The sequence below is a fragment of the Staphylococcus sp. HMSC061G12 genome (assembly GCF_001838465.1).
Taxonomy (GTDB): Bacteria; Bacillota; Bacilli; order Staphylococcales; family Staphylococcaceae; genus Staphylococcus; species Staphylococcus simulans.
Genome location: NZ_KV837157.1, coordinates 118147 through 144996, shown reverse-complemented (window position 1 = coordinate 144996; position 26850 = coordinate 118147). Strand labels below are relative to the sequence as shown.

Annotated in this window: 30 protein-coding genes, 1 other RNA gene and 1 riboswitch; of the genes, 24 read left to right on the top strand and 7 right to left on the bottom strand. The window is 35.5% G+C overall.

What is annotated here, in order from left to right; translation table 11 throughout:
• Nucleotides 1-81: 81 nt before the first annotated feature.
• A complete protein-coding gene (locus HMPREF2937_RS11710; RefSeq protein WP_002481563.1) occupies nt 82-870 on the top strand; it encodes a DUF4887 domain-containing protein in 789 nt (262 codons plus the stop codon).
• Nucleotides 871-914: 44 nt separating this feature from the next.
• Here the strand turns inward: HMPREF2937_RS11710 and HMPREF2937_RS11705 are convergent, their stop codons facing one another.
• Nucleotides 915-1139, bottom strand: a complete 225-nt coding sequence (locus tag HMPREF2937_RS11705) for a hypothetical protein (protein ID WP_002481564.1) — start codon at nt 1137-1139, stop codon at nt 915-917.
• Nucleotides 1140-1442: 303 nt separating this feature from the next.
• On the opposite strand from HMPREF2937_RS11705, the gene HMPREF2937_RS11700 reads away from it, so the two are divergent.
• The 12 genes from HMPREF2937_RS11700 to ssrA all read left to right on the top strand — a co-directional run bounded on the left by HMPREF2937_RS11700 (nt 1443) and on the right by ssrA (nt 13973).
• The gene (locus HMPREF2937_RS11700; protein ID WP_002481565.1) at nt 1443-2468 is read left to right on the top strand and encodes a sugar-binding transcriptional regulator; all 1026 of its coding nucleotides are present in this window, start codon (nt 1443-1445) and stop codon (nt 2466-2468) included.
• 53 nt (nt 2469-2521) lie between these two features.
• Nucleotides 2522-3529: a type I glyceraldehyde-3-phosphate dehydrogenase gene (gene gap / locus HMPREF2937_RS11695; protein WP_002481566.1), complete on the top strand. Its 1008-nt coding sequence runs from the start codon at nt 2522-2524 to the stop codon at nt 3527-3529.
• Between the two features lie 266 nt (nt 3530-3795).
• Complete coding sequence (gene pgk / locus HMPREF2937_RS14110; protein WP_002481567.1) at nt 3796-4986, top strand: phosphoglycerate kinase; 1191 nt, start codon at nt 3796-3798, stop codon at nt 4984-4986.
• A 39-nt stretch (nt 4987-5025) separates the two neighbouring features.
• Nucleotides 5026-5787: a triose-phosphate isomerase gene (gene tpiA / locus HMPREF2937_RS14105; RefSeq protein ID WP_002481568.1), complete on the top strand. Its 762-nt coding sequence runs from the start codon at nt 5026-5028 to the stop codon at nt 5785-5787.
• Between the two features lies 1 nt (nt 5788).
• Entirely contained in the window at nt 5789-7306 is a 1518-nt protein-coding gene (gene gpmI / locus HMPREF2937_RS11680; protein ID WP_070864636.1) for a 2,3-bisphosphoglycerate-independent phosphoglycerate mutase, read from the top strand.
• Between the two features lie 93 nt (nt 7307-7399).
• The gene (gene eno, locus HMPREF2937_RS11675; RefSeq protein WP_002481570.1) at nt 7400-8704 is read left to right on the top strand and encodes a surface-displayed alpha-enolase; all 1305 of its coding nucleotides are present in this window, start codon (nt 7400-7402) and stop codon (nt 8702-8704) included.
• Between the two features lie 192 nt (nt 8705-8896).
• Complete coding sequence (locus HMPREF2937_RS11670; protein WP_002481571.1) at nt 8897-9364, top strand: hypothetical protein; 468 nt, start codon at nt 8897-8899, stop codon at nt 9362-9364.
• Nucleotides 9365-9452: 88 nt separating this feature from the next.
• A complete protein-coding gene (secG, locus tag HMPREF2937_RS11665; protein WP_002481572.1) occupies nt 9453-9689 on the top strand; it encodes a preprotein translocase subunit SecG in 237 nt (78 codons plus the stop codon).
• Nucleotides 9690-9782: 93 nt separating this feature from the next.
• On the top strand, nt 9783-10523 hold the full coding sequence (locus HMPREF2937_RS11660; protein WP_070864635.1) for an alpha/beta hydrolase: 741 nt from the start codon (nt 9783-9785) through the stop codon (nt 10521-10523).
• Between the two features lie 43 nt (nt 10524-10566).
• Nucleotides 10567-12930, top strand: a complete 2364-nt coding sequence (rnr, locus tag HMPREF2937_RS11655; protein WP_070864634.1) for a ribonuclease R — start codon at nt 10567-10569, stop codon at nt 12928-12930.
• 66 nt (nt 12931-12996) lie between these two features.
• Nucleotides 12997-13467: an SsrA-binding protein SmpB gene (gene smpB / locus HMPREF2937_RS11650; RefSeq protein ID WP_002481575.1), complete on the top strand. Its 471-nt coding sequence runs from the start codon at nt 12997-12999 to the stop codon at nt 13465-13467.
• Nucleotides 13468-13612: 145 nt separating this feature from the next.
• Nucleotides 13613-13973, top strand: a transfer-messenger RNA (tmRNA) gene (ssrA, locus tag HMPREF2937_RS11645).
• 105 nt (nt 13974-14078) lie between these two features.
• Here the strand turns inward: ssrA and HMPREF2937_RS11640 are convergent.
• Nucleotides 14079-14768: a DUF4352 domain-containing protein gene (locus HMPREF2937_RS11640; protein ID WP_083326948.1), complete on the bottom strand. Its 690-nt coding sequence runs from the start codon at nt 14766-14768 to the stop codon at nt 14079-14081.
• Nucleotides 14769-15187: 419 nt separating this feature from the next.
• Here HMPREF2937_RS11640 and HMPREF2937_RS11635 point away from each other — a divergent pair, with 419 nt between their 5' ends.
• Nucleotides 15188-15820 (top strand): flavin reductase family protein, encoded by a 633-nt coding sequence (locus HMPREF2937_RS11635; protein ID WP_257245408.1) that lies wholly within the window; start codon nt 15188-15190, stop codon nt 15818-15820.
• A 68-nt stretch (nt 15821-15888) separates the two neighbouring features.
• Here the strand turns inward: HMPREF2937_RS11635 and HMPREF2937_RS11630 are convergent, their stop codons facing one another.
• Entirely contained in the window at nt 15889-16701 is an 813-nt protein-coding gene (locus tag HMPREF2937_RS11630) for an oxidoreductase (RefSeq protein ID WP_002481578.1), read from the bottom strand.
• 362 nt (nt 16702-17063) lie between these two features.
• On the opposite strand from HMPREF2937_RS11630, the gene HMPREF2937_RS11625 reads away from it, so the two are divergent.
• Complete coding sequence (locus HMPREF2937_RS11625; protein ID WP_002481579.1) at nt 17064-17267, top strand: cold-shock protein; 204 nt, start codon at nt 17064-17066, stop codon at nt 17265-17267.
• 74 nt (nt 17268-17341) lie between these two features.
• Here the strand turns inward: HMPREF2937_RS11625 and HMPREF2937_RS11620 are convergent, their stop codons facing one another.
• Nucleotides 17342-18079 carry a hypothetical protein gene (locus tag HMPREF2937_RS11620; protein ID WP_070864633.1) on the bottom strand — a complete coding sequence of 246 codons (738 nt, stop codon included), beginning with the start codon at nt 18077-18079 and terminating at the stop codon, nt 17342-17344.
• Between the two features lie 118 nt (nt 18080-18197).
• Complete coding sequence (locus HMPREF2937_RS11615; protein WP_002481582.1) at nt 18198-19502, bottom strand: TrkH family potassium uptake protein; 1305 nt, start codon at nt 19500-19502, stop codon at nt 18198-18200.
• A gap of 217 nt (nt 19503-19719) precedes the next feature.
• Here HMPREF2937_RS11615 and HMPREF2937_RS11610 point away from each other — a divergent pair, with 217 nt between their 5' ends.
• The 3 genes from HMPREF2937_RS11610 (at nt 19720) to HMPREF2937_RS11600 (ending at nt 21827) form a co-directional block, all read left to right on the top strand.
• Complete coding sequence (locus tag HMPREF2937_RS11610; RefSeq protein ID WP_002481583.1) at nt 19720-20301, top strand: LemA family protein; 582 nt, start codon at nt 19720-19722, stop codon at nt 20299-20301.
• A complete protein-coding gene (locus HMPREF2937_RS11605; protein WP_031262601.1) occupies nt 20298-21155 on the top strand; it encodes a TPM domain-containing protein in 858 nt (285 codons plus the stop codon). The genes HMPREF2937_RS11610 and HMPREF2937_RS11605 overlap by 4 nt, the downstream gene beginning before the upstream one ends.
• A 468-nt stretch (nt 21156-21623) precedes the next feature.
• Complete coding sequence (locus HMPREF2937_RS11600; RefSeq protein ID WP_023015356.1) at nt 21624-21827, top strand: sterile alpha motif-like domain-containing protein; 204 nt, start codon at nt 21624-21626, stop codon at nt 21825-21827.
• Between the two features lie 224 nt (nt 21828-22051).
• Here the strand turns inward: HMPREF2937_RS11600 and HMPREF2937_RS11595 are convergent, their stop codons facing one another.
• Entirely contained in the window at nt 22052-22567 is a 516-nt protein-coding gene (locus HMPREF2937_RS11595; protein ID WP_002481585.1) for a GNAT family N-acetyltransferase, read from the bottom strand.
• A gap of 407 nt (nt 22568-22974) precedes the next feature.
• Between HMPREF2937_RS11595 and aroD the strand changes: the two genes are divergently transcribed.
• Complete coding sequence (gene aroD / locus HMPREF2937_RS11590; RefSeq protein ID WP_070864632.1) at nt 22975-23700, top strand: type I 3-dehydroquinate dehydratase; 726 nt, start codon at nt 22975-22977, stop codon at nt 23698-23700.
• Nucleotides 23701-23773: 73 nt separating this feature from the next.
• Nucleotides 23774-24316 (top strand): nitroreductase family protein, encoded by a 543-nt coding sequence (locus tag HMPREF2937_RS11585; protein WP_002481587.1) that lies wholly within the window; start codon nt 23774-23776, stop codon nt 24314-24316.
• Nucleotides 24317-24384: 68 nt separating this feature from the next.
• On the opposite strand, the gene HMPREF2937_RS11580 is transcribed toward HMPREF2937_RS11585, so the two are convergent.
• Nucleotides 24385-24705 (bottom strand): thioredoxin family protein, encoded by a 321-nt coding sequence (locus HMPREF2937_RS11580; RefSeq protein ID WP_070848055.1) that lies wholly within the window; start codon nt 24703-24705, stop codon nt 24385-24387.
• 142 nt (nt 24706-24847) lie between these two features.
• On the opposite strand from HMPREF2937_RS11580, the gene HMPREF2937_RS11575 reads away from it, so the two are divergent.
• The 4 genes from HMPREF2937_RS11575 to HMPREF2937_RS11560 all read left to right on the top strand — a co-directional run bounded on the left by HMPREF2937_RS11575 (nt 24848) and on the right by HMPREF2937_RS11560 (nt 26686).
• Nucleotides 24848-25204: an arsenate reductase family protein gene (locus HMPREF2937_RS11575; protein ID WP_002481589.1), complete on the top strand. Its 357-nt coding sequence runs from the start codon at nt 24848-24850 to the stop codon at nt 25202-25204.
• 154 nt (nt 25205-25358) lie between these two features.
• Entirely contained in the window at nt 25359-25739 is a 381-nt protein-coding gene (gene gcvH / locus HMPREF2937_RS11570; protein WP_002481590.1) for a glycine cleavage system protein GcvH, read from the top strand.
• 291 nt (nt 25740-26030) lie between these two features.
• Nucleotides 26031-26393 (top strand): toprim domain-containing protein, encoded by a 363-nt coding sequence (locus HMPREF2937_RS11565; protein WP_002481591.1) that lies wholly within the window; start codon nt 26031-26033, stop codon nt 26391-26393.
• Nucleotides 26390-26686 carry a thioredoxin family protein gene (locus HMPREF2937_RS11560; protein ID WP_002481592.1) on the top strand — a complete coding sequence of 99 codons (297 nt, stop codon included), beginning with the start codon at nt 26390-26392 and terminating at the stop codon, nt 26684-26686. The genes HMPREF2937_RS11565 and HMPREF2937_RS11560 overlap by 4 nt, the downstream gene beginning before the upstream one ends.
• A gap of 53 nt (nt 26687-26739) precedes the next feature.
• A riboswitch (SAM riboswitch) is annotated at nt 26740-26848 on the top strand.
• The last annotated feature ends 2 nt before the right edge of the window (nt 26849-26850 follow it).

Below are 26850 nucleotides of genomic sequence, written 5' to 3'. Positions count from 1 at the left end.
AAAGGGTATGAGTTAATATATCAAAATAAGTAACTCAAGTAACTTATAGAAAATGAAAAGGGATTGGAAAGAGGAGAGCACATGTCTAACAATAAAATGAGCAAACCCGCTAAGATACTAAGTGCTGTAATCGTATTTTTCTTATTATTCGGTTTAGCATTTGCGACTTTTGCTTTTGTAGATAATAACAAGAAGAGCAGCGAACGATACAGTCAACAACAGAAAAAAGAAGAGCAAGAGAAAAAAGATCGTGCTGAAAAGAAAAAACGAGAGGCAGAAAAACGCAAAAAAGAAAAAGAAGAAGAGGAACAACGTCAACAAGAAATTGCTGATCAACAAGCAGCAGAACAAGCAAGACAAAATGAATTAGCTGCACAACGTGAACAACAAAGACAACAAGCTGAACAAGCCCGTCAAAATGCAGCAACACAAAAAGCGCAACAAAAAGAACAAAAACCGCAAAAAGATAGTTCTGATGATAAAGAAGCACAACAAAAAGCTCAAGAACAAGCAGAGAAACAACGTGAGCAAGCTAGAGAAGCGGCTCAAGAAAGACAAAAAGCACAACAAGAAGCTCAGCAAAAACGTCAAGAACAAGCACAACAGCAAGCTAAAGAGCAAGCACAGCAACAACGAGAACAACAAGCTGCTCAGCAAAAACAACAGCAACAACAAAAACAGCAACAGCAAGAAAAACAACAACAAAGCAGTCAGCCCAGGCCAGGGCAAGAACAGCAGTCAAGGTCAGTAAATGAATCACAAAGCACTCAGCAAAGACAAGCACCACAACAAAATACACAATCAAGTCAGTCTTCAAGCTCGAACCAATCAAGTTCAAGTCAATCGAGCCAACAGAAGTCAGACGATTAATTCATAAAAAGGACCGCAATGCCAAAAGCACTGTGGTCCTTTCATTATGAGATAAAACTGATTAGCCAAGTGATAACGAGTGCGATAATCGCAACAACAGGTAAACAACCGCATCCGAATGGCGTGCAGCCGAAGGAATAATATTTTATTTTTCTATCCTGTTCGAAGCGGGAACGCTGGTGTTCACTTGGACTATGTTTAAAGTAATCATCATCTTTATAGCGAGGGTCATTGGGATCAATGACTTCAGGTTGGTCATTATTTGTCATGCAACTACCTCCTTCGTACATATCCATTATAAAGTAGGGAATACTGAAAATATAATGATAAGAAAAAGTGGTTTTCAGATGATTTCTTAAGTGGAAAAAGGGTATAATATATTTGTAAAGGTAGTGTTGTTCACAACAATATTACTTAAATGAAGTTGAAGTGAGTGTTTAAGCTTGCTTTTTATTCCAGATGATAGTATTATGACAATTGTAAGAGATGTTATTTTTTTGTCCCACCTGGGACTAAAAACGTCAAAGCATGGTTGCATGTTGACCCTTAAATAAAAAGAGGAGGAAATAGTAGTGGAAGACTTGCTTAAAGTCCAACAGAAATTGATTCCTGAGCTTGTCGAAAAAATGTATCGAAGATTTACAATACTCACTACTATCAAAATGCACCAGCCAGTCGGAAGAAGAAGTTTAAGTGAATATATGAATTTGACTGAACGTGTGTTGAGATCAGAAACGAATACGTTGAAAAAGCAAGAATTAATCAAGGTAAAACCGACAGGAATGGAATTAACTCCTGAAGGCGATGAATTGATTGAATCCTTAGAATCATACTTTGACATGTATTCAGACGGTTATCATCTAGCACAACTGTTAAAAGAACGCTATCAAATTAAAAACGTTTATGTTGTTCCTGGTGATACCGATATGGATAGTGCTGTAAAAAAAGAGATGGGCAGCCAGGCAGGTCAGTTATTAGAACGAACTTTTTACGAAGATGCTATCGTTTCTATCACAGGCGGTTCCACAATGGCCTCTGTGAGTGAATCAATGCATGTACTACCATTCAAAACATTCTATGTCCCCGCAAGAGGTGGCTTAGGTGAAAATGTGGTATATCAGGCGAATACGATTGCAGCAAGTATGGCACAGCAAACTGGCGGAGAATATACAACATTATATGTTCCTGACAATGTCAGTGAATCAACATATGAGTTGTTGCTTCAAGAGCCCTCAGTTCGTAATACATTAGAAATAATTAAACAATCAAATATAACCGTCCACGGCATTGGTGATGCGCTGAAAATGGCAAATAGACGTCATTCGTCTAAACAAGTGATTGAAAAGCTTCAACATCACAATGCAGTCGGAGAAGCATTTGGATATTATTTCGACAGCGAAGGTCATATCGTTCATAAAGTTAAAACGATAGGACTTCAAATGGAAGATTTAGTATCGAAGCAATATATCTTTGCTGTAGCTGGAGGTGCTTCAAAAGGAGATGCGATCAGAGCGTATCTATCCATTGCTCCTAAGAACACAATTCTAATTACAGATGAAGGCGCAGCAAGAAATATAGTTCAATCACAATCAATTTAGTTTAAAAAAGTGACTTCACTTTTTAACAATATCTTTTAAAGGAGGCCATAATAATGGCAGTTAAAGTAGCAATTAATGGTTTTGGTAGAATCGGTCGTTTAGCATTCAGAAGAATTCAAGATGTTGAAGGTATCGATGTAGTAGCAGTAAACGACTTAACAGATGATGAAATGTTAGCACACTTATTAAAATACGATACAATGCAAGGACGTTTCACTGAAGAAGTTGAAGTTGTAGATGGCGGATTCCGCGTGAATGGTAAAGAAGTTAAATCATTCGAAGAACCAGATGCAAGCAAATTACCTTGGAAAGATTTAGACATTGATGTCGTATTAGAATGTACTGGTTTCTACACTAGCGACGAAAAAGCACAAGCTCACATTGACGCAGGTGCTAAAAAAGTATTAATCTCTGCACCAGCAACTGGTGACGTTAAAACAATCGTTTATAACGTAAACCAAGATACTTTAGACAGCTCTGACGTAATCGTTTCAGGTGCTTCTTGTACTACAAACTCACTTGCTCCAGTAGCAAAAGTATTAAATGACAGCTTCGGTTTAGTAGAAGGTTTCATGACTACTATCCACGCTTACACTGGTGACCAAAATACTCAAGACGGTCCACACAGAAAAGGCGACAAACGTCGTGCACGTGCAGCAGCTGAAAACATCGTTCCTAACTCAACTGGTGCTGCTAAAGCAATCGGTAAAGTAATTCCTGAAATCGACGGAAAATTAGACGGTGGCGCTCAACGTGTTCCTGTAGCAACTGGTTCATTAACTGAATTAACAGTTGTATTAGACAAAGACGTAACAATCGAAGAAGTAAACGAAGCTATGAAAGCAGCTTCTAACGAATCATTCGGTTACAACGAAGACGAAATCGTATCTTCAGACGTAGTTGGTATGACATTCGGTTCATTATTCGATGCAACTCAAACTCGTGTTATGACTGTATCTGGTCGTCAATTAGTTAAAGTTGCAGCTTGGTATGACAACGAAATGTCTTACACTGCACAATTAGTACGTACTTTAGAATACCTTATCAAAGACGTAAAATAATCTATAAACAATAATATTAAGGTCTGAATTTAACAAGCGGTAATGTGTTGTTGAAATTCGATGACCAGCTTATGAGTAAGCGGGGAGGCACATACGCTTCTCCGCTTATTTTCATTAAGTACATGGTTATTAGAGTAGATATTTTCAGAAACATGAAAAATTTCATTTGATTCTGTATTTATATCTGCATTATTTCTGCCCATATGCTAACCTCAAATTACAGACATTTTATAAATTCGCGCTTTTATTCAAAGGAGGAAGTTTTGATGGCAAAAAAACATGTATCTGATTTAGATTTAAAAGGGAAAGTCGTATTAGAACGTGCAGACTTCAACGTACCATTAAAAGATGGAGAAATTACAAACGATAACCGTATCGTTCAAGCTTTACCAACAATTGAGTATATCCTTGATCAAGGTGGAAAATTAGTTTTATTCTCTCACTTAGGTAAAGTTAAAGAAGAAAGTGATAAAGAAAAATTAACATTAAAACCTGTAGCAGTTCGCTTAAGCGAAAAATTAGGCAAAGATGTTAAATTCGTACCGCAAACACGTGGTAAAGAACTAGAAGATGCAGTTGCTGCATTAAAAGAAGGCGAAGTACTTTTAGTTGAAAATACACGTTTCGAAGACTTAGACGGTAAAAAAGAATCTAAAAATGATCCAGAATTAGGTAAATACTGGGCATCTTTAGGTGATGTATTCGTTAACGATGCATTCGGTACAGCACACCGTTCACACGCTTCAAACGTAGGTATTGCATCTCACTTAGAAAGTGCGGCTGGCGACTTGATGGAAAAAGAAATCAAATTTATCGGTGGCGTTGTAAACAACCCTGATAAACCAGTTGTAGCAATCTTAGGTGGAGCGAAAGTTTCAGATAAAATCGGTGTAATCGAAAACTTATTAAATGTTGCTGATAAAGTCTTAATCGGTGGCGGCATGGCATATACTTTCCTTAAAGCACAAGGCTATGAAATCGGTAAATCTTTATTAGAAGCTGACAAAGTAGACTTTGCTAAAGATTTATTAGAACGTGCTGGAAACAAAATCGTTTTACCAGTTGATGGTAAAGTAGCTAAAGAATTCTCAAACGATGCACAAATCACAGTTGTAGATATCGATCAAATTCCTGAAGATCAAGAAGCATTAGATATCGGACCAAAAACTGTTGAATTATTCAAAAAAGAATTAGAAGGTGCGCATACAGTAGTATGGAACGGACCTATGGGTGTATTCGAATTCGAAAACTTCGCACAAGGTACTATCGGTGTTTGTGAAGCTATTGCTGAATTAAAAGATGCAACTACAATCATCGGTGGCGGGGACTCAGCTGCAGCAGCAATGATGCTTGGATTCGAAGATGACTTCACACACATTTCAACTGGCGGCGGTGCATCATTAGAATATCTAGAGGGTAAAGAATTACCTGGTATTGCATCAATTAGCGACAAATAAGTTGTAACTTATTAATAAACTTTCAAGGAGCGTTTTATAATGAGAAAACCAATTATTGCAGGTAACTGGAAAATGAACAAAACAGTACAAGAGGCAAAAGACTTTGTTAAAGCTTTACCTCAATTACCTGATACAAACGAAGTTGAAGCTGTTATCTGTGCACCAACAATTCAATTAGATGCATTAACTACAGCAGTTAAAAACGGTGAAGCTGAAGGATTAGCAATCGGTGCAGAAAACACTTATTTCGAAGATAACGGTGCTTTCACTGGTGAAACTTCTCCAGTTGCGTTAGCTGACTTAGGTGTGAAATACGTTATCATCGGTCACTCAGAACGTCGTGAATTATTCTTCGAAACTGATGAAGATGTTAACAAAAAAGCACATGCAGTATTCAACCACGGTATGACACCAATTATCTGCGTAGGTGAAACACTTGAACAACGTGAAGGCGGAAAAGCTGAAGAAGTTGTCGGCGAACAAGTTAAAAAAGCATTAGAAGGCTTATCAGACGATCAATTAAAACAAGTTGTCATTGCTTATGAACCAATCTGGGCAATCGGTACTGGTAAATCTTCAACTGCTAAAGATGCAAACGAAATGAGTGCATTTGTTCGTAAAACAGTTGCAGATCTTGCTAGCCAAGAAGTTGCAGATGCAGTACGTATTCAATATGGCGGTAGCGTAAAACCTAACAACATTGCTGAATATATGGCTGAATCTGATATCGACGGCGCATTAGTCGGCGGAGCTTCATTAAAAGTTGAAGACTATGTAAAATTATTAGAAGGTGCTAAATAATATGGCGAAACAACCTACAGCATTAATCATCCTTGATGGTTTTGCAAATAGAGAAGATGTACACGGAAACGCAGTTAAACAAGCGCATAAACCTAACTTTGACCGTTATTATGCAAAATATCCTACAACTCAAATCGAAGCAAGTGGTCTTGAAGTAGGTCTTCCTGCAGGTCAAATGGGTAACTCAGAAGTAGGTCACATGAACATTGGTGCTGGCCGAATTGTTTACCAAAGTTTAACTCGCATTAATAAATCAATTGAAGACGGCGACTTCTTTGAAAACGAAGTATTAAACGAAGCAATTGAACACGTTAAAGCAAACAATTCTGCATTGCATGTATTTGGTTTACTATCTGACGGTGGTGTACACAGTCACTACACACATCTATTTGCAATCTTAAAATTAGCTAAACAACAAGGGCTTGATAAAGTCTATGTACATGGTTTCTTAGACGGCCGTGACGTAGATCAAAAATCAGCATTAAAATATGTGAAAGAAACTGAAGAACAATTCAAAGAAATCGGTATTGGTCAATTTGCATCAATTTCTGGTCGTTATTATGCAATGGACCGTGACAAACGTTGGGAACGTGAAGAAAAAGCGTATAACGCAATTCGTGACATTAATACACCTGAGTATGCAACAGCAGAAGAAGGTATCGAAGCAAACTATGCGAATGATTTAACTGATGAATTCGTTGTACCATTCTCAATCAAAGAACAAAATGAAGGCGTTCAAGATGGAGACTCAGTAGTATTCTACAACTTCCGTCCTGACAGAGCGGGCCAACTTTCTGAAATCTTCACAAACAAAGATTTCAAAGGCTTTGAAGTGAACCAACCTAAAGATTTATTCTTTGCGACTTTCACAAAATACAACGATCAAGTTGATGGTCGTGTTGTATTTGAAAAAGTAGATTTAAAACAAACAATCGGTGAAGTTGCTGAAGCAAACAACTTAACACAATTAAGAATTGCCGAAACTGAAAAATATCCTCATGTTACTTACTTCATGAGTGGTGGACGCAATGAAGAATTTGAAGGAGAACGTCGTATTTTAATCGACTCTCCAAAAGTTGCAACGTATGACTTAAAACCTGAAATGAGCGCGTATGAAGTAAAAGATGCTTTATTAGGCGAGTTAGATAAAGGTGACTTAGACTTAATCATCTTAAACTTTGCGAACCCAGATATGGTTGGACACAGTGGTATGTTAGAGCCTACTGTAAAAGCAATTGAAGCAGTAGATGAATGTCTTGGTGAAGTCGTAGACAAAATCTTAGAAATGGGTGGCCATGCAATTATTACAGCTGACCATGGTAACTCAGACCAAGTATTAACAGACGATGATCAACCAATGACAACACACACAACTAACCCAGTTCCAGTTATCGTTACTAAAGAAGGCGTGACATTACGTGAAACTGGTAAATTAGGAGATTTAGCTCCAACGTTACTTGATTTACTTGATGTTAAACAACCTGAAGAAATGACTGGTGAGTCATTAATTAAACATTAATTGTTCACAATCAATATCGTTTAATTAATTCATTTTTTAAGCAAGACAAGTTATAATATATATGAAAGCAATTATGAAAAGGAGATTATCAACATGCCAATTATTACAGATGTTTATGCTCGCGAAGTCCTAGATTCTCGCGGTAATCCAACAGTTGAAGTAGAAGTATTAACTGAAAGCGGTGCATTCGGTCGTGCATTAGTACCATCAGGTGCATCTACAGGTGAATACGAAGCCGTAGAATTACGTGACGGTGACAAAAAACGTTACGGTGGTAAAGGTGTTACTAAAGCAGTTGAAAACGTAAACGAAATTATTGCTCCTGAAATCGTTGAAGGAGAATTCTCAGCATTAGATCAAGTTTCAATTGATAAAATGATGATTCAATTAGACGGAACAGAAAACAAAGGTAAATTAGGTGCTAACGCTATCCTTGGTGTTTCTATTGCTGTTGCACGTGCTGCAGCTGACTTCTTAGGTCAACCACTTTATAAATATTTAGGTGGATTCAATGGTAAACAATTACCAGTTCCAATGATGAACATCGTTAACGGTGGTTCTCACTCAGATGCGCCAATCGCATTCCAAGAATTCATGATTTTACCTGTTGGAGCTGACACATTCAAAGAAGCATTACGCTGGGGTGCTGAAATCTTCCACAACTTAGCTAAACTTCTTAAAGGTCGTGACTTAGAAACTGCAGTAGGTGATGAAGGTGGTTTCGCACCTAAATTCCACGGTACTGAAGATGCTGTAGACACAATCTTAGAAGCAATCAAAACTTCTGGTCTTGAACCAGGTAAAGATGTATTCTTAGGATTTGACTGTGCTGCTTCTGAATTCTACGAAGACGGCGTATACGACTACACTAAATTCGAAGGTGAAGGCGGCGCTAAACGTACTTCAGCTGAACAAGTTGACTACTTAGAAGAATTAGTTAACAAATACCCAATCATCACTATCGAAGATGGTATGGACGAAAACGACTGGGATGGTTGGAAACAACTTACAGATCGTTTAGGTAAAAAAGTTCAATTAGTAGGTGACGACTTATTCGTTACTAACACTAAAAAATTATCTGAAGGTATCGAAAAAGGTATTGGTAACTCAATCTTAATCAAAGTTAACCAAATCGGTACTTTAACTGAAACATTTGACGCTATCCAAATGGCTCAAAAAGCTAACTACACAGCAGTTATCTCTCACCGTTCAGGTGAAACTGAAGATACTACAATTGCTGACATCGCAGTTGCTACAAACGCTGGTCAAATCAAAACAGGTTCATTATCAAGAACTGACCGTATCGCTAAATACAACCAATTATTACGTATTGAAGACGAATTATACGAAACAGCTGAATTTGACGGCATCCATTCTTTCTACAACTTAGACAAATAAGATAGACTTTACTGATATTGAGTTCACGCAAAATTTAATTCAGTAACTTTACTACAGAAACTGTTAAGGTCTCATCAACCTTAGCAGTTTCTTTTTTGCTTTCTAATGCAGACACTCCCGCTCATGTTCAAGAACTGATATAATGAAAAACAATGGAAGTATTCTAAAGGCATGAAGGAGTTTGAAAAAATCATGGATACTGAAAACAATAAAGTAATGCGTGCAAAAAAATCGGGTAGATTTATAGCATATGCATCACTCTTTTTAGCAATGATGTACGGCACATACATTTTTGTAGTGTTGGATAAAAGTGTTATTACAGACTTATTGACTTCTCATCAGATTGATGCAACGAAAAACGCAGTCGGAAATTTCTTAAATAGTTATCGCTTAACAGGAATTATGTATTTATTGGCTTATTTATGTGGATTGATCGCAATTTGGAATCAACACCCTTATTTATGGTGGTTCTTATTTGCGGTTTATATTTCACAAACATTCTTTACAGCAGTAAACGCAGGCCCAATCTTACAAAGTATCGTCCATGTGAAATCATTCTATATGACATTACCATTATGGATTACACTAGCAGGATCGTTGATTTTGGCGCTGTATATGTTGATTATTTCTATCAAACGAAAAAGTACTTTTAATCGATAGAACCCTCAGTGTGTTATGAATTGAATTTGATAAATAGACACCTAACGTGTTATAATTGCTAGGTATATTATGAATGGAGGAGTAAAGCATGCACATTTTGTTGACAGTTTTATTAGTTATAGACTGTATCGCATTAATCACAGTTGTGTTACTCCAAGAAAGCAAAAGCAATGGACTTTCAGGAGCCATCAGCGGGGGCGCTGAACAGCTCTTTGGTGGAAAACAGAAACAACGCGGCGTGGATTTATTCTTAAACCGTGTCACAATTGTCTTATCTATTGTGTTTTTCGTTTTAATGCTCGCAATTACTTATCTCAATATGTAAATGTAAGGTCCGACAATGTTAAAGTCGGGCTTTTTTCATTATAATGGTAATTGTGTATTGTATATTTAGAAAGAGATGAAGGGATTGAACGACATGCAGATTAAATTGCCTAAACCGTTCTTCTTTGAAGAAGGTAATAGAGCAGTGTTATTATTACATGGATTTACAGGGAATTCATCAGACGTGCGCCAATTAGGCCGTTTTTTACAAAAGAAAGGTTATACTTCTTATGCGCCGCAATATGAGGGACATGCAGCACCGCCGGAAGAGATTTTACAATCTAGTCCGCATGTTTGGTTTAAAGATGCGTTAGATGGCTATGATTTCTTAAAATCTAAAGGCTATGATGAAATTGCGGTAGCCGGCTTATCCTTAGGTGGAGATTTTGCTTTGAAATTAAGCTTAAATAGAGATGTAGAGGGTATTGTAACCATGTGTGCGCCTATGTTTATTAAGACAGAAGGCTCAATGTACGAAGGTGTCTTAGAGTATGCACGCAACTTTAAGAAATACCAAGGAAAAGATCAAGAGACGATTGATCGAGAAATGGAAGCTTTCCAACCTACAGGTACATTAAAAGAATTACAACAAACAATTCAAAATGTCAGAAATCATGTAGATGAAGTCATGGATCCATTATTAGTCATTCAAGCTGAAAAAGATGACATGATTAATCCTGATTCAGCAAATGTGATTTATGAAGAAGCATCTTCTGACGAAAAAGATATTAAATGGTATGCCGATTCAGGGCATGTAATTACCATTGATAAAGAAAAAGAACAAGTCTTTGAAGATATATATGAGTTTTTAGAAGGACTTGATTGGTCAGAATAAGACGAATAAAAAATTATAAATAAGAAAGAAAGGAGGGGGCATCATGGATTTAAAACAATCTGTCACAGAAATTATAAAACAACCTGATTATGAACCCATGTCAGTTTCAGATTTCCAAGACCGTTTAGGTTTAGATAATGCCGACTCATTTAGAGATTTAATAAAGGTGTTAGTTGAACTGGAACAATCAGGTTTAGTTGAACGAACAAAAACAGACCGCTACAAAAGAAAGGGTAATCAAAAAAATATGAAAGATAACTTAGTAAAAGGAACGTTAAGCCAAAACAAAAAAGGGTTTGCCTTCCTTAGACCTGAAGACGAAGATATGGAAGATATCTTTATTCCACCGACAAAAATCAACCGTGCGATGGATGGCGATACTGTTATTGTAGAAGTACAGCCCTCACGCGGAGATTTCAAAGGTAAAGTCGAAGGTGAAGTCAAATCTATTGAAAAACACTCAATCACACAAGTGGTAGGAACTTATACAGAAGGCCGTCACTTTGGATTTGTGATTCCTGATGACAAACGTATTATGCAGGATATCTTTATCCCTAAAGGTCAAAGTTTAGGTGCTGTTGAAGGCCATAAAGTGTTAGTTCAAATTTCTAAATATGCTGAAGGAAATGATAATCCTGAAGGTCATGTGTCTGCGATTTTAGGACATAAAAATGATCCAGGTGTAGATATTCTTTCTATCATTTACCAACACGGTATTGAAATTGAATTCCCTGATGAAGTCTTAAAAGAAGCAGAAGCTGTACCAGAATATATAGAACCGTCAGAATTAGAAGGACGTAAAGATTTACGTGATGAATTGACGATTACAATTGATGGTGCAGATGCGAAGGACTTAGATGATGCGATTGCGCTTAAGAAATTGAAGAATGGTAATACGCAATTGACAGTCAGCATTGCGGATGTCAGCCACTATGTAAAAGAAGATTCAGCATTAGATAAAGAAGCGTATGATCGTGGAACAAGTGTTTACTTAGTAGACCGCGTTATTCCAATGATTCCACACCGTTTGAGTAATGGTATTAGTTCATTGAATCCTAATGTTGACCGTTTAACATTAAGCTGTCGTATGGAAATTAATTCAGATGGTAAAGTTGTTAAACATGAAATCTTTGATAGTGTCATTCAATCTGATCATCGTATGACGTATGATGAAGTCAACCAAATCATCACTGATCATGATGAAAATGTGCGTGCACAATACCCAGATGTGACACCGATGTTAGACTTAGCAAAAGAATTAAGTGAAACATTAATTCAAATGCGTAAACGTCGTGGTGAAATCGACTTCGATATTGATGAAGCGCAAGTGATTGTCAATGAAGAAGGAATTCCAGTAGATGTGAAGATGCGTGAACGTGGTGAAGGTGAACGTTTAATTGAATCATTTATGTTAGCAGCGAACGAAACGGTTGCTGAACACTTCAATAAAATGGAAGTACCATTTATCTATCGTGTCCACGAACAACCTAAATCAGATCGCTTAACGCAATTCTTCGAGTTTATTACGAACTTCGGTATTCTAGTAAGAGGCACAGGAGAAGATGTATCTCCAAGTACGCTTCAAGAAATTCATGAGAAAGTAAAAGGTCTGCCAGAACAAACGGTTGTATCTACAATGATGTTACGCTCAATGCAACAGGCACGTTATGAAGATGTGAACTTAGGTCACTTCGGCTTATCTGCAGATTATTATACGCACTTCACATCGCCAATTCGTCGTTATCCTGACTTAGTAGTACATCGTTTAATCCGCAAGTACTTGATTGAAGATTCAATGAGCGGCAAAGAACTTCGCAAATGGGAAGACAAATTGCCGGAAATTGCGGAACATACGTCTAATCGTGAACGTCGTGCTATCGAAGCAGAACGTGATACAGATGAACTTAAGAAAGCAGAGTTCATGCTTCAACATATTGGTGAAGAATTTGAAGGTATTGTCAGCTCAGTCGCGAACTTTGGTATGTTCGTAGAATTACCGAATACTGTTGAAGGTATGGTTCATGTATCAAGTATGACAGACGATTATTACCAATTCGCTGAAGGTCAAATGGCTATGATTGGTGAACGTACAGGTAATGTTTTCCGTATCGGTGATACAGTGAAGATTAAAGTCGTCAACGTAGATGTTGATCAACGTATGATTGATTTCCAAATCGTAGGTATGCCTGAACCAAGACGTAGAAAATCAAATGAACGTCCTGCACGTGGCACAACGATTCAAACGAAAACACGTGGTAAAAGCTTAGGCGGCGACAAGAAAAAAGGGAAGAAGAAACAGCGTAAAGGTAAAAACCAACGTAATCGTGATAAACAAAAGGACACGGACCACAAACCGTTTTACAAAAGTAAAAAGGTAAAACAAAAAGCGCGTAAAAAGAAAAAATAAGAGAAATTGAGTGGGATGGCCGCTCCTCTCTTTTTATAAAATTTTTCACAACAAGAGGTGAACACGATGTCGAAGAAGAAGAAAAAGTCTCCTGGTACTTTAGCGGAGAATCGTAAAGCCAGACATGACTATAATGTAGAAGATACGATTGAAGCGGGCATTGTGTTAAAAGGTACAGAGATTAAATCGATTCGTCGTGGCAGCGCAAACTTAAAAGATAGTTTCGCTCAAGTAAAAAATGGTGAAATTTACGTTCATAATATGCATATTGCGCCATACGAAGAAGCCAATCGATTTAATCATGATCCAGTGCGACCAAGAAAATTACTCTTACACAAAAGAGAAATTGAAAAATTAGGCACACGTACAAGAGAAATCGGTTATTCGATTATCCCATTAAAACTGTATCTGAAACATGGTGTATGTAAAATGTTGATTGGCGTCGCAAGAGGTAAGAAGAAATATGACAAACGTCAAGATCTTAAAGATAAAGCAATTAAACGCGACATGCAGCGTGCGATGAAAGATCGTTATTAAGGGAAAGCAGGTTAAACCTGCTTCCCGCATTCTTAGTTTATTTGAAAATCATTTATAAACAATTATATTGATTACTAAATGCATATTTGATATGATAAAGAGTGCTATTGGATTCTAGTGAATAGAATCTATTTAATATTATTTCGGGGGCGTTTTGGATTCGACAGGGGTCCCCAGAGCTTATTAAGCGTGTCGGAGGGTTGTCTCCGTCATCAACACACACAGTTTATAATAACTGGCAAAACAAACAATAATTTAGCAGTAGCTGCCTAATCGCACTCTGCATCACCTAACAGCATCGCCTATGTGCTGTTAACGTGATTCAACTTTAGTAGGATACGCTAGGCACTGCTGTTCGAAGTCTGTCTAGAAGAGATTAATCGAACTAGCATGATGTTGGTTGTCTATTTCCTACCATCATGTGAAATTTGAATAATAGACTACACACGTAGAAAGATTTGTATCAGGATCCTTGGACGCGGGTTCAAATCCCGCCGCCTCCATACATAGAGCCTTTAACCATTGCGGTTAGAGGCTTTTATTTTTTGTTGCTACAGAAAAAAGAACGGTGAGAAATTCACCGTTCCTAAATTGTTTTAGAACATAGACATTTATTTTAATTCGATTTTTGCTGTTTCTGTTCCCCAAAAACCAGACTGTACTTGCAATACTAAATTATCTTTTTCGGCAATACTAGGTGCTACATCAAATACAAGTTTTGCATTTTTTGTACTTTCGGGATTGATTTTGTCACCAATAAAACCTAAATCATCAGGCGATACAGCTTGGTTTGCAGTGATTGTTGCAGAACCATCAGCTTCAAATGTTTTTTTATCGCTTAAAAGTTTAAAGAACGAATCGGTAATGTCTACAGCTTTATCTCCGTTATTTTTAACTGTAATATCTAATACTATGAATTTGCCTTTTGCATTATTTGTCATTACATCTCCAACTTGATCTACAATGGCTTTATTAGTTACATTAAACTCCATTTTTCCGACTTTAACAACTTCGTTCATTTTATTCGATGATTTTGTTTCTGGTTTTTTATCATCTTTTTTTGCCTCTTGTTTATCTGATTTTTGTTCTGTTTTAGTCTTGCTTGTGTTATTGTCAGTCGGTGTCTTATTAGTCATTATATTAACCACACTTATTGCAACTAACACAGTAATCAAGATTTTTACCCATAACTTCCAGTTTTTCTTAAACTTCCACATTAGGAATAATCCTACTGGGAATACAAATAATAGCATTAAAATTGTGAACCAAGTTGACTGATACCACTTTTCTTTTTCTTTCATGTTGATTCCTCCTGATGTTGTTTGTTTTTATAATTAAGCGTAAGAAAACTCAGTTATCAATCTTAGATTTTATGAATCAAGTAAAGTTAAATACAATTTCCGCTTATTTATCAATGTAAATAAGTAGTTAGTATCTAAATTGCTGTCTTCATATAGAATCGAAGAGATAATAGATAACTAAATAGTTCAATATAGTCACCTTAATTATTTTATAACGTTTAAATTATATCACTTTAATCTTTGTTTTTAACAAAACGGGCTAAATAATTCAAAAAAATTGAGGTGACTGTCAAAAAAGTCTCATGAAAATATCACTAAAATATTTTAATATTAATCTTTGTGAACTGAATTAAATGACTTGTTCATGTATAAGTCCTTAAGATTTATGATGGTGCAGAAATATTATAGAATGTATGAATATGAATGAGAAAGGTGATATGAGTATGTATATAAATCCAAAAGACTTAGAAACAGGAAATATGTATAAAATGTTGATAGGTACAGTGACACCTAGACCAATCGCTTTTGTCACTTCACAAGATGAAAAAGGTAATGTAAATGCAGCGCCCTTTGCATTCTTTAATGTAGTGTGTCCTGAACCACCAATGTTAATGATATCTGTAGGTAAAGATAATGGAGCGCTAAAAGATACAAGTGCAAACATTCTAAGTACTAAAGAATTTGTGGTGCATATTGTAGATGAAGATATCGTAAAAGATGTAGTAAAAACAGGCGATAATTATGAGGCTGATGTGAACGAACTAGACATGACTGATCTTACAACAACTGATTCTAAAGTTGTGAATGTACCTAGTGTGAAAGAAGCCAAAGTTCGATATGAATGTGAATTAGTTCATCATTTAGAATTAGGAGATGAACAAAAAGGAACAGACATGCTTGTAGGACAAATAAAGTCAATTTACATTGATGATGAAATTTATGATGTAGATAAAGCTTATGTGGATGTTGAAAAATTAAATCCAATTACACGTGTAGTAGGTAATCATTATGTAAGAATTGGTGAGCCTGTAGAAGATTTATTAGATAAATAAAAGCCACTATTTGTATAAAAAGGTCTAACATTGATGGATGAATTTTATCAATGTTAGACCTTTCTTTTTTAACTTAAGCGTCTAGCAATGTGATCAAAGAGTCTTGCTGGTAAAATGGCATGTAAGAAAACAAGAGGTTTTGCTCCCATACCGATTAAATAACGTGCTTTAGGTTTCTTTTTTGAAGCGGCTTTTAAAATAGTATCGGCAATAATTTTAGGGTTTGAAAGTAAATTAGAATTATATTGTTTGTGCATACCTTCTGCTGCTTTAAAAGCCGCTTTTTCATATGCACCGCCTTTAGCTGATGCTGCTAATTGATCTGCTGCGATATGACCCCAATCAGTTTTGATGCCACCAGGTTCAATAATAGAAACTTCAATGCCAAATGGCTCAACTTCCATTCTTAAAGCATCACTGAAAGCTTCTAAAGCGTATTTAGTGGCATGATACCATGCGCCAAAGTATGAAGTGAAACGGCCACCCATCGAGGATATATTAATGATTTTCCCAGAATGTTGTTTACGCATATAGGGCAACACTAATTGAGTGAGTCGTGCTAAACCAAAAAGATTTACTTCAAATTGTTTTCTTGCTTCTGAAATTTCTACATCTTCTATAGCTCCGTACGAACCATAACCCGCATTATTAATGAGAATATCGATACGATTTTGTTCTGAAATCACTTGTTCAACAGTTTTTTGTATGGATGATTCATCTGTAATATCCATTTTTATTGCATGTATATTTTTTAAAGCGTTCAGTTTTTCTATTCTTCTACCAACGCCATAAACAATGTATCCTTTATCAGCTAAAAGTTGTGCTGTTTGAAAACCAATTCCACTTGTTGCACCTGTAATTAATACGACTTGTTTGGTCATATCATCACTCCTTTTCTATTTAGTGAATTAATCATACCTGATTAATGAAAATTATGGAATTAAATTGCATTCTAATCAATTTTACTTGATTTATTATAGTTTTATAGGTTTCGTTTTCCATCATCTTAATGACAAATATTTGTGATTTTAATGATTATATTGTCTGAATAATTGTGGTATCTAAATTATTTTGAAGAAATGAGGCAAAAGGGTATACAAACCTAAATAATGGGTGTAGTATAGTACTTAAGTAATTGTTCGTGAAATTGATTTGCAGTTTTAATTCGTATGAATTTACTCCCATTGATTTTTATAAACAAGTTACAAATATTCGTGCAAAAGCACATACGGAGGATTTTTATATGAATAGTGGTACAGTTAAATGGTTTAACGCAGAAAAAGGTTTTGGATTTATCGAAAGAGAAGATGGTAACGACGTATTCGTACATTTCTCAGCTATCCAAGGCGAAGGTTACAAATCATTAGAAGAAGGCCAAAAAGTTGACTTCGACATCGTTGAAGGCGACCGTGGCGAACAAGCTGCAAACGTTGTAAAAATGTCATAATTTTTACCTAAGCTGATTAAAACAGCACAACAATCTGAAAAGGTTGTTGTGCTGTTTTTTATTTACCTTCTTATTTATTGTTTGTAGTGATCGAATTTACCAGCTTCGATGTCTGCTTCTCTTCGTTCTATTTCATCATAAACTGCTTGTTGTTCAGCTTCATCACCATCATAGTATCCTTGTTCAATCGCATGTTTGGTTTGAATTTCAGCTGAAGATAATCCACCGTTATATTTTTTTCGTAAAGCATCGATATATTCTTCTTCTGTTTGCGCTGCATTGATTTCCGCATTTACATCTTCTGTTGGCTCCTCAGCTTGTGACTGTGCATTTTGATCATAGACAGATTGTTCAGCACCACTTTCTACACGAAGTGAGCTTTCATATGCGGCACTTGCAGGACCTTCTGTCACGTTGCCTTGTGGAATTACGCCATTCGCAACGGCACTATTATAAGCTTTGATCTTATCAATTTCTGCATAATTACCATAAATTACATTTTCTAAAGTTGTTCTGTCGGTGATATTGCTTAAATCAACTTGTTGGCTTTGTTGATTTTGTTTTTCTGCAGATGATTCATCTTTATTTTGCTGTTCAGTGTTTGCTTGTTGTTCGTTTTGCGTATTATTTTCTTTCTGTTGATTTTTGTCTGTTTGTTTTTTCTTTTCATTTTCTTCATTTTTAGATTGTGATTTGTCTTTCTTTTCAGTAGCTGCTTTGTCTTCGGTATCTTCTTTTGGTTTTTCATCATTTTGCCCGCATGCTGAAACGATTAATATACTCATGGCTAAGAGTGCGAATAACTTTTTCATTGAATCAACAACCTTTCTCTCTTTATGTGTATTACTTAACTATAGCCCTCTTTCAGATGGTATGAAACCCTTTTCAAAATAAAAAAGACCTGTAAAAACAGGTCTAGTGAAGATTAGGTTATAAATAGATATTACCTTTTGCATATTGATAAAATCGTTTTTTACTTGGGATGAAGAGTGCTAATACTGTGACAACACCTAATTTACCGCAAATCATCACAATAATAATGATGATTTTAGTTAATGTACCGTATTCAGAAGTGAAGTTCATACTTAAGCCGACTGTACCAAAAGCAGATACGACTTCGAAGATGACTTTCATGAAAGGTGTTGTTTCATTTAATAGACTAACAATAAATGTGACAGTTAATACAAAGATAAAGCTGACTGTTGTGACCGCAATGGCTTTCGCAATTGTTTTAGGCTTGATTGTTCTGCTGAAGATAGTGGTATGGTCTTCATTACGTAAAGTACTATAAACAAACATAATCATAACAATGAAAGTTGTGACTTTAATCCCACCAGCAGCACTAAACGGTGCACCACCGATAAACATAAGTACCATCATCATTAATGCGGTAGGGGTATGAATTAATTCTAAGTCAACAGATTGGAAACCTGCTGTTCTTGTTGTAACAGATTGAAAGAATGAAGTCCCAAGCTTACCCCACATACTGAAAGGTTTTAAAGTATTGTTGAACTCTAATAAAAAGTAAAGCGCCATGCCGCCAAAAATTAAGACTAATGTTGTTGAAAGCACAACTTTGGTATGTAGCTTTAGTTTATTTAATCTTCTAGTTTTTACTAAATCTGACATGACTACTGGTCCCAGTCCGCCCATAATAATTAAAATGGGGATGACAAGCGTAACAACTGGATCATCATTAAATCCAATCATATTCTTAGAAAATAATGCAAATCCTGCATTATTAAAGGCTGAAACAGAAGTAAAGATGCTGATAAATAATCCTTTGCCGAAGCCATATCTAGGTACGAAAGATAAGGCAAGTAATAACATGCCTATAAATTCTGTAGACAAGCTATAGAGTGTTAGTTGTCGAATTAAACGAACCATTCCGCCTGGCTCATCAACATTCCAAGTGACCATGATTAATTTGCGTTCATGCATAGAAATTCTGCGATTCGCTATGATTAAAGTGAGTGTTGTAATGGTCACAATCCCTAAACCACCGATTTGAATTAAAAACATAATAATAAGGTCACCAAGCCAGTTGAATTGCGAAGTAATATCCACAGTTGATAGGCCAGTGACTGTAAATGCGCTAGATGCGACAAAGAATGCATCAATAAAAGATGTATATTGTTTACCAGTCCATGGCAAATATAATAACAGTGCACCTAGTAATGTCGTGCTCAGAAATAGTAATAAATAAACAGTTAAGGGTTTCTTTAGGAAAGCCACATAAACACCTTCTTTAATAGGGTAGATTTTGGTGTATATTTCAAATACAACTGTTATTATACATCCATTTTCTGTAATTGCATCTGTCAATTATCAAAAAATAAAAATTAATTTTTTGTAAAGATTTTAAAGGTTGATTGCAATCTTCAACTTTAGCCAGATAGGGTATCAATATTGTATAATTAAAATGAATAATTTTAAGCAAAAGGAGAAATATATGAAGAAAATACTTACACCGCTTATTATTATCGGCATTGTTATTGTCATCATTGGAGTTACAATGATTGGCCCATATAATAAACTTGTCGGTATGGACGAAGATACGAATACAGCACTTTCAAACATCGATAACCAATTACAACGTCGTGTAGACTTAATTCCTAACCTTGTGAACACTGTTAAAGGTTACGCTAAGCATGAAGAAGATGTATTTAAACAAGTTTCTGATGCACGTAGTAAACTTGCAGGTGCATCAACACCAAAAGAGAAAGCGGAAGCTAATGGCGAAGTCAATTCTGCATTAAGCAGATTATTAGCTATCAGTGAAAACTATCCTGATTTAAAAGCAGATAAACAATTTACAGGATTACGTGACGAGCTTGCAGGTACAGAAAATAGAATTGCAGTAGCACGAAATGATTATAATACATCTGTTAACAAATATAACCAAGCGATTCGCCATTTCCCAACAACCATTGTAGCTAAGCTATTCGGATTTGATAAGAAAGAATACTTTAAAGCCGAAAGTGGTGCAGACAAAGCACCTAAAGTTGATTTCGGCACTGACTCATCTCAATGATCAGAAAAAGTGCCAGCGTCTTAGCTGTCATATGGGTTGGGATGTTACTCGTCGCACAAAGTATGTTTGCGGCATCAGATAAATTTCCGGAATTAGAACAACCTGTTTTTGTACAAGACCACGCAGATTTGATTACGAGCCAAGACAAAGATGAGATGGCTAAAAAAGGCCAAAAACTTCAAGACGGTACAGATTCAGATATTTTGGTGATGACCATGAAATCAATCGGACAAACACCAAAAGAAGATTATGCTTATCAAGCAGGCCGACATTATAAAGTCGGTGATCAAAAGCATAGTCGAGGCGTTGTAATTTTAGTCAATTTAGATAACGGCAATGAATATCAAAATCGTGGTATTCAAGTTGCGGTTGGCCGAGGGTTAGAAGGTGTCTTAAATGATGCTAAAGTCGGCGCATTGATTGATGATAACTTCATGCCTTATGCTGAAAAAGCAGGACAGACTGATAATAAAGAAAAACAAAAAGCATATTACAGTCAAGGCATTACACAACTTTATAATGCAATTTGGAAAGAAATAGCCAAAGCTTATGGCTATGATGGTGAAAAATTTACTGAAGATACACCTAAAGCGCAAAACCAATCAGAAGGTGATGGGCCATTCAGCTTATTTGGTATTATTTTTATTATTATCATTATCATCATTATTATCTCCATTAAAAATGGTGGCGGCGGACCTCCAAGAGGAGGCGGTCGCAGAAGAGATAATACAGGTACTTGGTGGGTCGGCACTGGAGGTTTTGGTGGCGGTTCATCAAGTGGCGGTGGTTTCAGCGGCGGCAGCTTCGGCGGAGGCGGCGGCTTCGGCGGCGGAGGTGCTGGACGCGGATTCTAACAACCGAATTGTATTTATCAGAAGCAGAGCATTTCGTGCTCTGCTTTTTTATGAGGTTTAATTGTTTAAAATGTAATGTTCATTCTGAACTCATAACTATTTAAAGATTCGCACGAAATTATGAATTTTATGTAAAAAATGTGTATAAAATATATCAATTTAAATAAGAATATCTTGTATTTCTTGTGTGTTTAGGCTAACTTTATAATTAAGATGTATAAATGATTGCATATAGAGAACAAAGTCATCTTAAAGTTTTCGAACATTGCGTTACAAAAGAGAAAAGGTTTGGATATAAATACAGTTGTTTGTTAAATAAGATTTTTTTATTAACTGTATTTTATTCCGATGCTTATGTTATACTGTTGAAAAAGCCTATTTAACTGATAAGAATGATTTCCTCTTTGGTGGAAATTTATCGTTGTTAATATTTTTTCATTCAGAAATATCTTTAAGTGGGGTTGTTACATGAGTTTTTATAAGTTTATTATTACTTTTATGGAAGATGATACGCCATTCGGACAATTAGCTGATTGCATTGTAAGAGATCATAATTTTCCTAAAGAAGAAACAGATATAGATAATATATATGATTATGTACATGAGAATTATTTTGAACATCATCTTTTAGAATCAGCTAACAGAGCCATCAGTGTATATAAAAGTAACTAAAAGAAAAGCAAGTGCATCTCAAAATTGTGCACTTGCTTTTCTTATAGATAAAAATAAATCGTAAAAATTACGATTTATGGTTTACAAATGACGAAACGTCATGTAATATAAAACGTAACCGTTACGATTTACGGTCACTTAATTACAACTTACTTTACTTAATCAATTCGGTACACGGGAATGTACCGAATTTTTTTGCGTTCACTAGTGTTTTTCACAACGTATTAATTAACGTCTGCAGCCTTTTTAATAGGATAGATCAACCAATGCTCATCAATATATTCATCGCCATATTTACGAGAATTCGTTTCAAAACCTATTTTTGAGAAACCGTACTCACTATAGAAAGTCAGTGCACTGATATTATTTGAAGCAACAGGGGCCATAATTTTCTCAATTTGAAGTTCAGTACAAAAGTTTGCGACAGTATTTAATAACTTCTCATCCAAATGGTCAATATCCTTCACATACATATTTTCAATTATAGCTTTATGTTGTGTTCCAACTATAATTGGATGGAATAATGTCAAAGCTCCCACTAATTCATTATTAAAAAATACACCGAACAGATATTGTGCATTGTTATTGGCGTCTATCAACTTTTTGAAATATTCCCTGCACACTTTGTCCTCATCATAAATCGCCCAAGTATAAATATTTTTTGGATCACTTGTAGCTTCTTTAAATAGCTGATAGACCTCTTCTAAATCATCAGGATTTAGTAATCTAATTTCTTTCATGGATTTAACACCTCTCTTATGACTTTCTTAACTTTTGCTTAAATTTAATAATGTGGTCATTATTGATAAGTTTAATTTAATATTATTATATACTTTTAATCAAAGCAACACTTAATAGGTGTCCCTAAGAAAAAAGTAAAGTTTGAAAAGCGATTGTTCACAATATTGGACGATTTTAACGAAAATATATGGTATATCAAAAAGCTAATCTTATTTTAAAGTAGTTTTTAATCACACCATGAATATTTCGCCAATAAAATATCTGCAAACTTTTAATATGAAACTGTCTAATGATTGGTAGTTTAAAAGTATAAAATAACGCGCATTACACTCTAATACGCTGACTAATGTTAAACTATTATTAAAGAAACAAACTGGCCATATTATATAAGCAAGGGGTAGATAGGATGACGCAAGTGGAAATTGCTGTAACGATAGCACCAGAAGCTGACATAACACAGAAGTTGCAAACGGAGTTGATTGAAGCGCAAGCAGCCATCGATATAATTGAACTAAGAATTGACCAACGTCAAACGATTGAAATTGCTGAGATTGAAACACTTATTGCCGCGTTACGAAAAAGTCTTCCTAAAGTTAAGCTGTTAATCACATATCGCACAGCTTCACAAGGTGGAAATGGCAATAAAGCGCAAGAATCTTATTATGCGCTATTACAAGAATTAATGCAAGTTCAAGGTTATGACATGATTGATATTGAATGGGAAGAAGCGTATAAGGAAAAAATCACTGAATTAGTGGCTGAAGCGCAAGCAGCAGGTTTAGAAGTGGTACTGTCTCAACATGATTTTGAAGAAACACCAGCAATTGAACAATTGAAATTCACTTATTTTAAAATGAGTAAAACAGAAGCTGATTATCTAAAACTAGCAGTAATGCCAAAAGATCCTGAAGATGTGACCTATCTGTTAGATGCACTCTATGTATCTTCTCAAAGTGTCGAAATGAAAGTAGTAGGTATATCTATGTCTCATCTTGGTTTAGTATCAAGAACGGCCCAAGGTGTATTTGGTGGAAGTATTTCTTATGGTTGCTTGGGAGAGCCGCAAGCGCCAGGACAAATACATGTTACTAAATTAAAAGAAATTTTGACATTATACGAATCAAACAAATAATTTGATATAATATGTATTTCAATCTATACTGTAATTGATAATGGTTATCATTAATATAAAGGAGAGTTAGATTGTGGAATTAAGAGATGCAATTTCATCAAGAAGAAGTGTGAAGATATTCGACCATGATATGCATATAGATGATACAGCGCTATATGAAGCACTAAAACTCTCTACAGATGCACCAAATCATGGGATGAGAGAACCATGGAGAATCATTCATGTCTCAAAGGACAGACTAGGGGATTTAAGTCGAACTGTTTCTCGTTATGCATTTAGAAATGAACCAGAGAAACAACAAAGTCACTATGATGCAGTGACAAAATTGGGTGGATTACTCGTATTAATTGTAAAACGAGATCCTAGACAAAAAGAAAATCTTGAAAATCATCTGGCATTCGGTGCTTATGCACAAAACTTGATGCTGCTGTTGCATGAAGCGGGTATCGGTACGTGCTGGAAGACACCGCCATATATTTTCATGCCTAAAGTGAGAAAAGTAATAGGTGTTGAAGATGATGAAGATTTAGTTGGATTTTTATATCTTACTGATATGGACACGAAGATTCCTCCAAAGAAACCACGTCACACTGAGAACTTTATTTCAGAGTATTAATTATATGAGTAAAGCCAAGCTGAAATCAGCTTGGCTTTATTTAGTCTATATTAAGTTATTTAAATGACTTAATTAAATGTTTCACTTAAGAAGTCTTCAACTTGCTCTGGTGATTTAGCATTTGCTGAGTGCAAGTGTGCTGTTTTTTCACCGTTTTTGAAAACAAGTAAACTTGGAATACCCATTACTTCGTAATCTTGAGCAACATCTTCTAATTCGTCACGATTTACGTTGTACCATTTATAGTCGTTGTATTTTTCAACAATTGGATCAATCCACATATCCATTGCGCGACAATCAGGGCACCATCCTGCTTCGAATTTAATAATCACAGGTTCGTTACTTTCGATAATTTTATCGAAATCTTCACGTGTTTTAATTGCTTCCATTTTCATTTCGCTCCTTTTTCTAATCCTATTATATATATTATAGCGAATTTGAACGTAAATTTAAAAATATTAAACCGACAATTTAAAGCGTTATTTTTAGAAATTTGGTATATTAGACATAATAGTTAAAGGAGGTCAAAAGATGATTAGATTTTATCAGTACCAAAACTGTACGACATGCAAGAAAGCAGCAAAATTTTTAGATGAATATGGTGTAAGTTATGAACCTATCGACATCGTAGAACTAAACCCTAATAAAAGAGAACTACAAGATATTATTGATAAAACCGGCGTTGAAATTGATAAGCTATTCAATAAACGCGGAGGTAAGTATCGTGAACTAGGTCTGAAAGATAGACTTGACAGTTTGTCTGATGATGAAAAACTAGATTTATTGGCTTCTGACGGAATGCTTGTTAAAAGACCACTTGCGGTTTCAGGCAATAAAATCACACTTGGTTTCAACGAAAAAGAGTACAAAGATACTTGGGTAAACTAATTTATAGTCATTATAGGTAGTAAATATCTTATTGCTATGCGCTTTATTTACACAAAAAATTAAAAAACTACAAGATGTCTATAAATAGTTGAATGAAAAGGTTTCATATGGCATCATAAAAGAGTATTCATTTATTAATTAGGAGGGGATTCGTGTGGCAGTGCCAGAGGAATTAAAATATTCAAAAGAACATGAATGGGTTAAAGTTGAGGACGATACAGTAACTATCGGTATCACTGAATACGCACAAGGAGAACTTGGTGACATCGTATTCGTTGAATTACCAGAAACTGACGATGATATCGAAGAGGGCGAATCTTTCGGAAGTGTAGAATCAGTTAAAACTGTTTCTGAATTATACGCACCAGTTTCAGGAACTGTAGTTGAAGTCAACGAAGAATTAGAAGACAGTCCAGAATTCGTAAATGAATCACCATACGAAAAAGCATGGATGGTTAAAGTAAAATTAAATGACACAAGCCAATTAGATGATTTATTATCAGCTGATCAATACAAAGAAATGATCGGTGAATAATCGGCTTTAAAAACCAAACTCCAAGATACTTTGTATTTTGGGGTTATTTTTTATTTGAAATAGGCTATAACAAACTAGAGCGCTAAAGTGCTGAACCTTTACAGCTGAATAATACATAATTTATCGTGTTTATTTAGTTGTTAAACAAGTTGCGTGTCTTTAAAACAACACCTGCGTTACAATGAAAGTATCAACTTACACAACAATTTTATATAAGTTGGCAGAACCTAAGCATTTACGTTTGCGAGTAATGAAGCAATGATATCACGAGAGTATTGGAGTGTAGTGAATATGGCATTGTTAGAAAAAGTAATCGTTGTTGAAGGTAAAACAGATAAAAAGCGTGTACAAGAAGTGATTGATGAGCCTGTACAAATTATTTGTACGCACGGCACAATGGGCATTGATAAACTTGACGATATGATAGAACACTTATATGAACGTCCTGTCTATATATTAGTGGATGCAGATAAAGAAGGCCGTCGCATCCGTCAATGGTTCAAACATTATCTATCAGAAAGTGAACATATCTTTGTCGATAGAACTTATTCTGAAGTCGCACGTTGTCCGCGCCCTTATCTTGCCAAAGTGCTTAGAAATCATGGCTTTATGGTAAAAGGTGAAGCACCCGTGAAAGGATTAGTTTATAAATGAACGTTAAGCAAGAAATTACAGATATCAAACAAAACTTTGATCAAGACAAGCACTTGATTTTCGGTTACACACCGATGTGTGGAACATGTAAAGTTTCAGAGAGAATGTTAGATATAGCTAATGAAATTTTACAGCTTCCGTTGGTCAAAGCAGATTTGAATTTCCATCCTGACTTCAGTGAAGCTTATCAAATTCAATCTGTTCCTGTTTTGTTAGTGATGTCGAAAGATAAGGAGATAGACCGTATTTACGCATTTCAGTCTGTTCCTTATTTGTTAGAAAATTTAAAATAGTTGTTGACTACTTCTGAGTGAAGTGGTAGGATAAATATCAATTAAATAGTTATCTCTTATCAAGAGAGGTGGAGGGATGTGCCCGACGAAACCCGGCAACCGTCTTATTTATAAGAAATGGTGCCAATTCACAAAAAGTTGAACTGCTTTTGAAGATGAGAGAA

Bases quoted from the DNA above. Each gene is read 5' to 3' on its own strand.
- HMPREF2937_RS11625 (WP_002481579.1), top strand. From the start codon at position 17,064: ATGAATAGTGGTACAGTTAAATGGTTTAACGCAGAAAAAGGTTTTGGA.
- rnr (WP_070864634.1), top strand. From the start codon at position 10,567: ATGGATTTAAAACAATCTGTCACAGAAATTATAAAACAACCTGATTAT.
- secG (WP_002481572.1), top strand. From the start codon at position 9,453: ATGCACATTTTGTTGACAGTTTTATTAGTTATAGACTGTATCGCATTA.
- aroD (WP_070864632.1), top strand. From the start codon at position 22,975: ATGACGCAAGTGGAAATTGCTGTAACGATAGCACCAGAAGCTGACATA.
- HMPREF2937_RS11620 (WP_070864633.1), bottom strand. From the start codon at position 18,079: ATGAAAAAGTTATTCGCACTCTTAGCCATGAGTATATTAATCGTTTCA.
- HMPREF2937_RS11640 (WP_083326948.1), bottom strand. From the start codon at position 14,768: ATGAAAGAAAAAGAAAAGTGGTATCAGTCAACTTGGTTCACAATTTTA.
- HMPREF2937_RS11635 (WP_257245408.1), top strand. From the start codon at position 15,188: ATGAATGAGAAAGGTGATATGAGTATGTATATAAATCCAAAAGACTTA.
- HMPREF2937_RS11565 (WP_002481591.1), top strand. From the start codon at position 26,031: ATGGCATTGTTAGAAAAAGTAATCGTTGTTGAAGGTAAAACAGATAAA.
- HMPREF2937_RS11560 (WP_002481592.1), top strand. From the start codon at position 26,390: ATGAACGTTAAGCAAGAAATTACAGATATCAAACAAAACTTTGATCAA.
- pgk (WP_002481567.1), top strand. From the start codon at position 3,796: ATGGCAAAAAAACATGTATCTGATTTAGATTTAAAAGGGAAAGTCGTA.
- HMPREF2937_RS11580 (WP_070848055.1), bottom strand. From the start codon at position 24,705: ATGGAAGCAATTAAAACACGTGAAGATTTCGATAAAATTATCGAAAGT.
- HMPREF2937_RS11630 (WP_002481578.1), bottom strand. From the start codon at position 16,701: ATGACCAAACAAGTCGTATTAATTACAGGTGCAACAAGTGGAATTGGT.
- eno (WP_002481570.1), top strand. From the start codon at position 7,400: ATGCCAATTATTACAGATGTTTATGCTCGCGAAGTCCTAGATTCTCGC.
- HMPREF2937_RS11605 (WP_031262601.1), top strand. From the start codon at position 20,298: ATGATCAGAAAAAGTGCCAGCGTCTTAGCTGTCATATGGGTTGGGATG.
- HMPREF2937_RS11670 (WP_002481571.1), top strand. From the start codon at position 8,897: ATGGATACTGAAAACAATAAAGTAATGCGTGCAAAAAAATCGGGTAGA.
- gpmI (WP_070864636.1), top strand. From the start codon at position 5,789: ATGGCGAAACAACCTACAGCATTAATCATCCTTGATGGTTTTGCAAAT.
- HMPREF2937_RS11710 (WP_002481563.1), top strand. From the start codon at position 82: ATGTCTAACAATAAAATGAGCAAACCCGCTAAGATACTAAGTGCTGTA.
- HMPREF2937_RS11600 (WP_023015356.1), top strand. From the start codon at position 21,624: ATGAGTTTTTATAAGTTTATTATTACTTTTATGGAAGATGATACGCCA.
- smpB (WP_002481575.1), top strand. From the start codon at position 12,997: ATGTCGAAGAAGAAGAAAAAGTCTCCTGGTACTTTAGCGGAGAATCGT.
- HMPREF2937_RS11610 (WP_002481583.1), top strand. From the start codon at position 19,720: ATGAAGAAAATACTTACACCGCTTATTATTATCGGCATTGTTATTGTC.
- gap (WP_002481566.1), top strand. From the start codon at position 2,522: ATGGCAGTTAAAGTAGCAATTAATGGTTTTGGTAGAATCGGTCGTTTA.
- HMPREF2937_RS11660 (WP_070864635.1), top strand. From the start codon at position 9,783: ATGCAGATTAAATTGCCTAAACCGTTCTTCTTTGAAGAAGGTAATAGA.
- HMPREF2937_RS11705 (WP_002481564.1), bottom strand. From the start codon at position 1,139: ATGACAAATAATGACCAACCTGAAGTCATTGATCCCAATGACCCTCGC.
- HMPREF2937_RS11575 (WP_002481589.1), top strand. From the start codon at position 24,848: ATGATTAGATTTTATCAGTACCAAAACTGTACGACATGCAAGAAAGCA.
- tpiA (WP_002481568.1), top strand. From the start codon at position 5,026: ATGAGAAAACCAATTATTGCAGGTAACTGGAAAATGAACAAAACAGTA.
- HMPREF2937_RS11595 (WP_002481585.1), bottom strand. From the start codon at position 22,567: ATGAAAGAAATTAGATTACTAAATCCTGATGATTTAGAAGAGGTCTAT.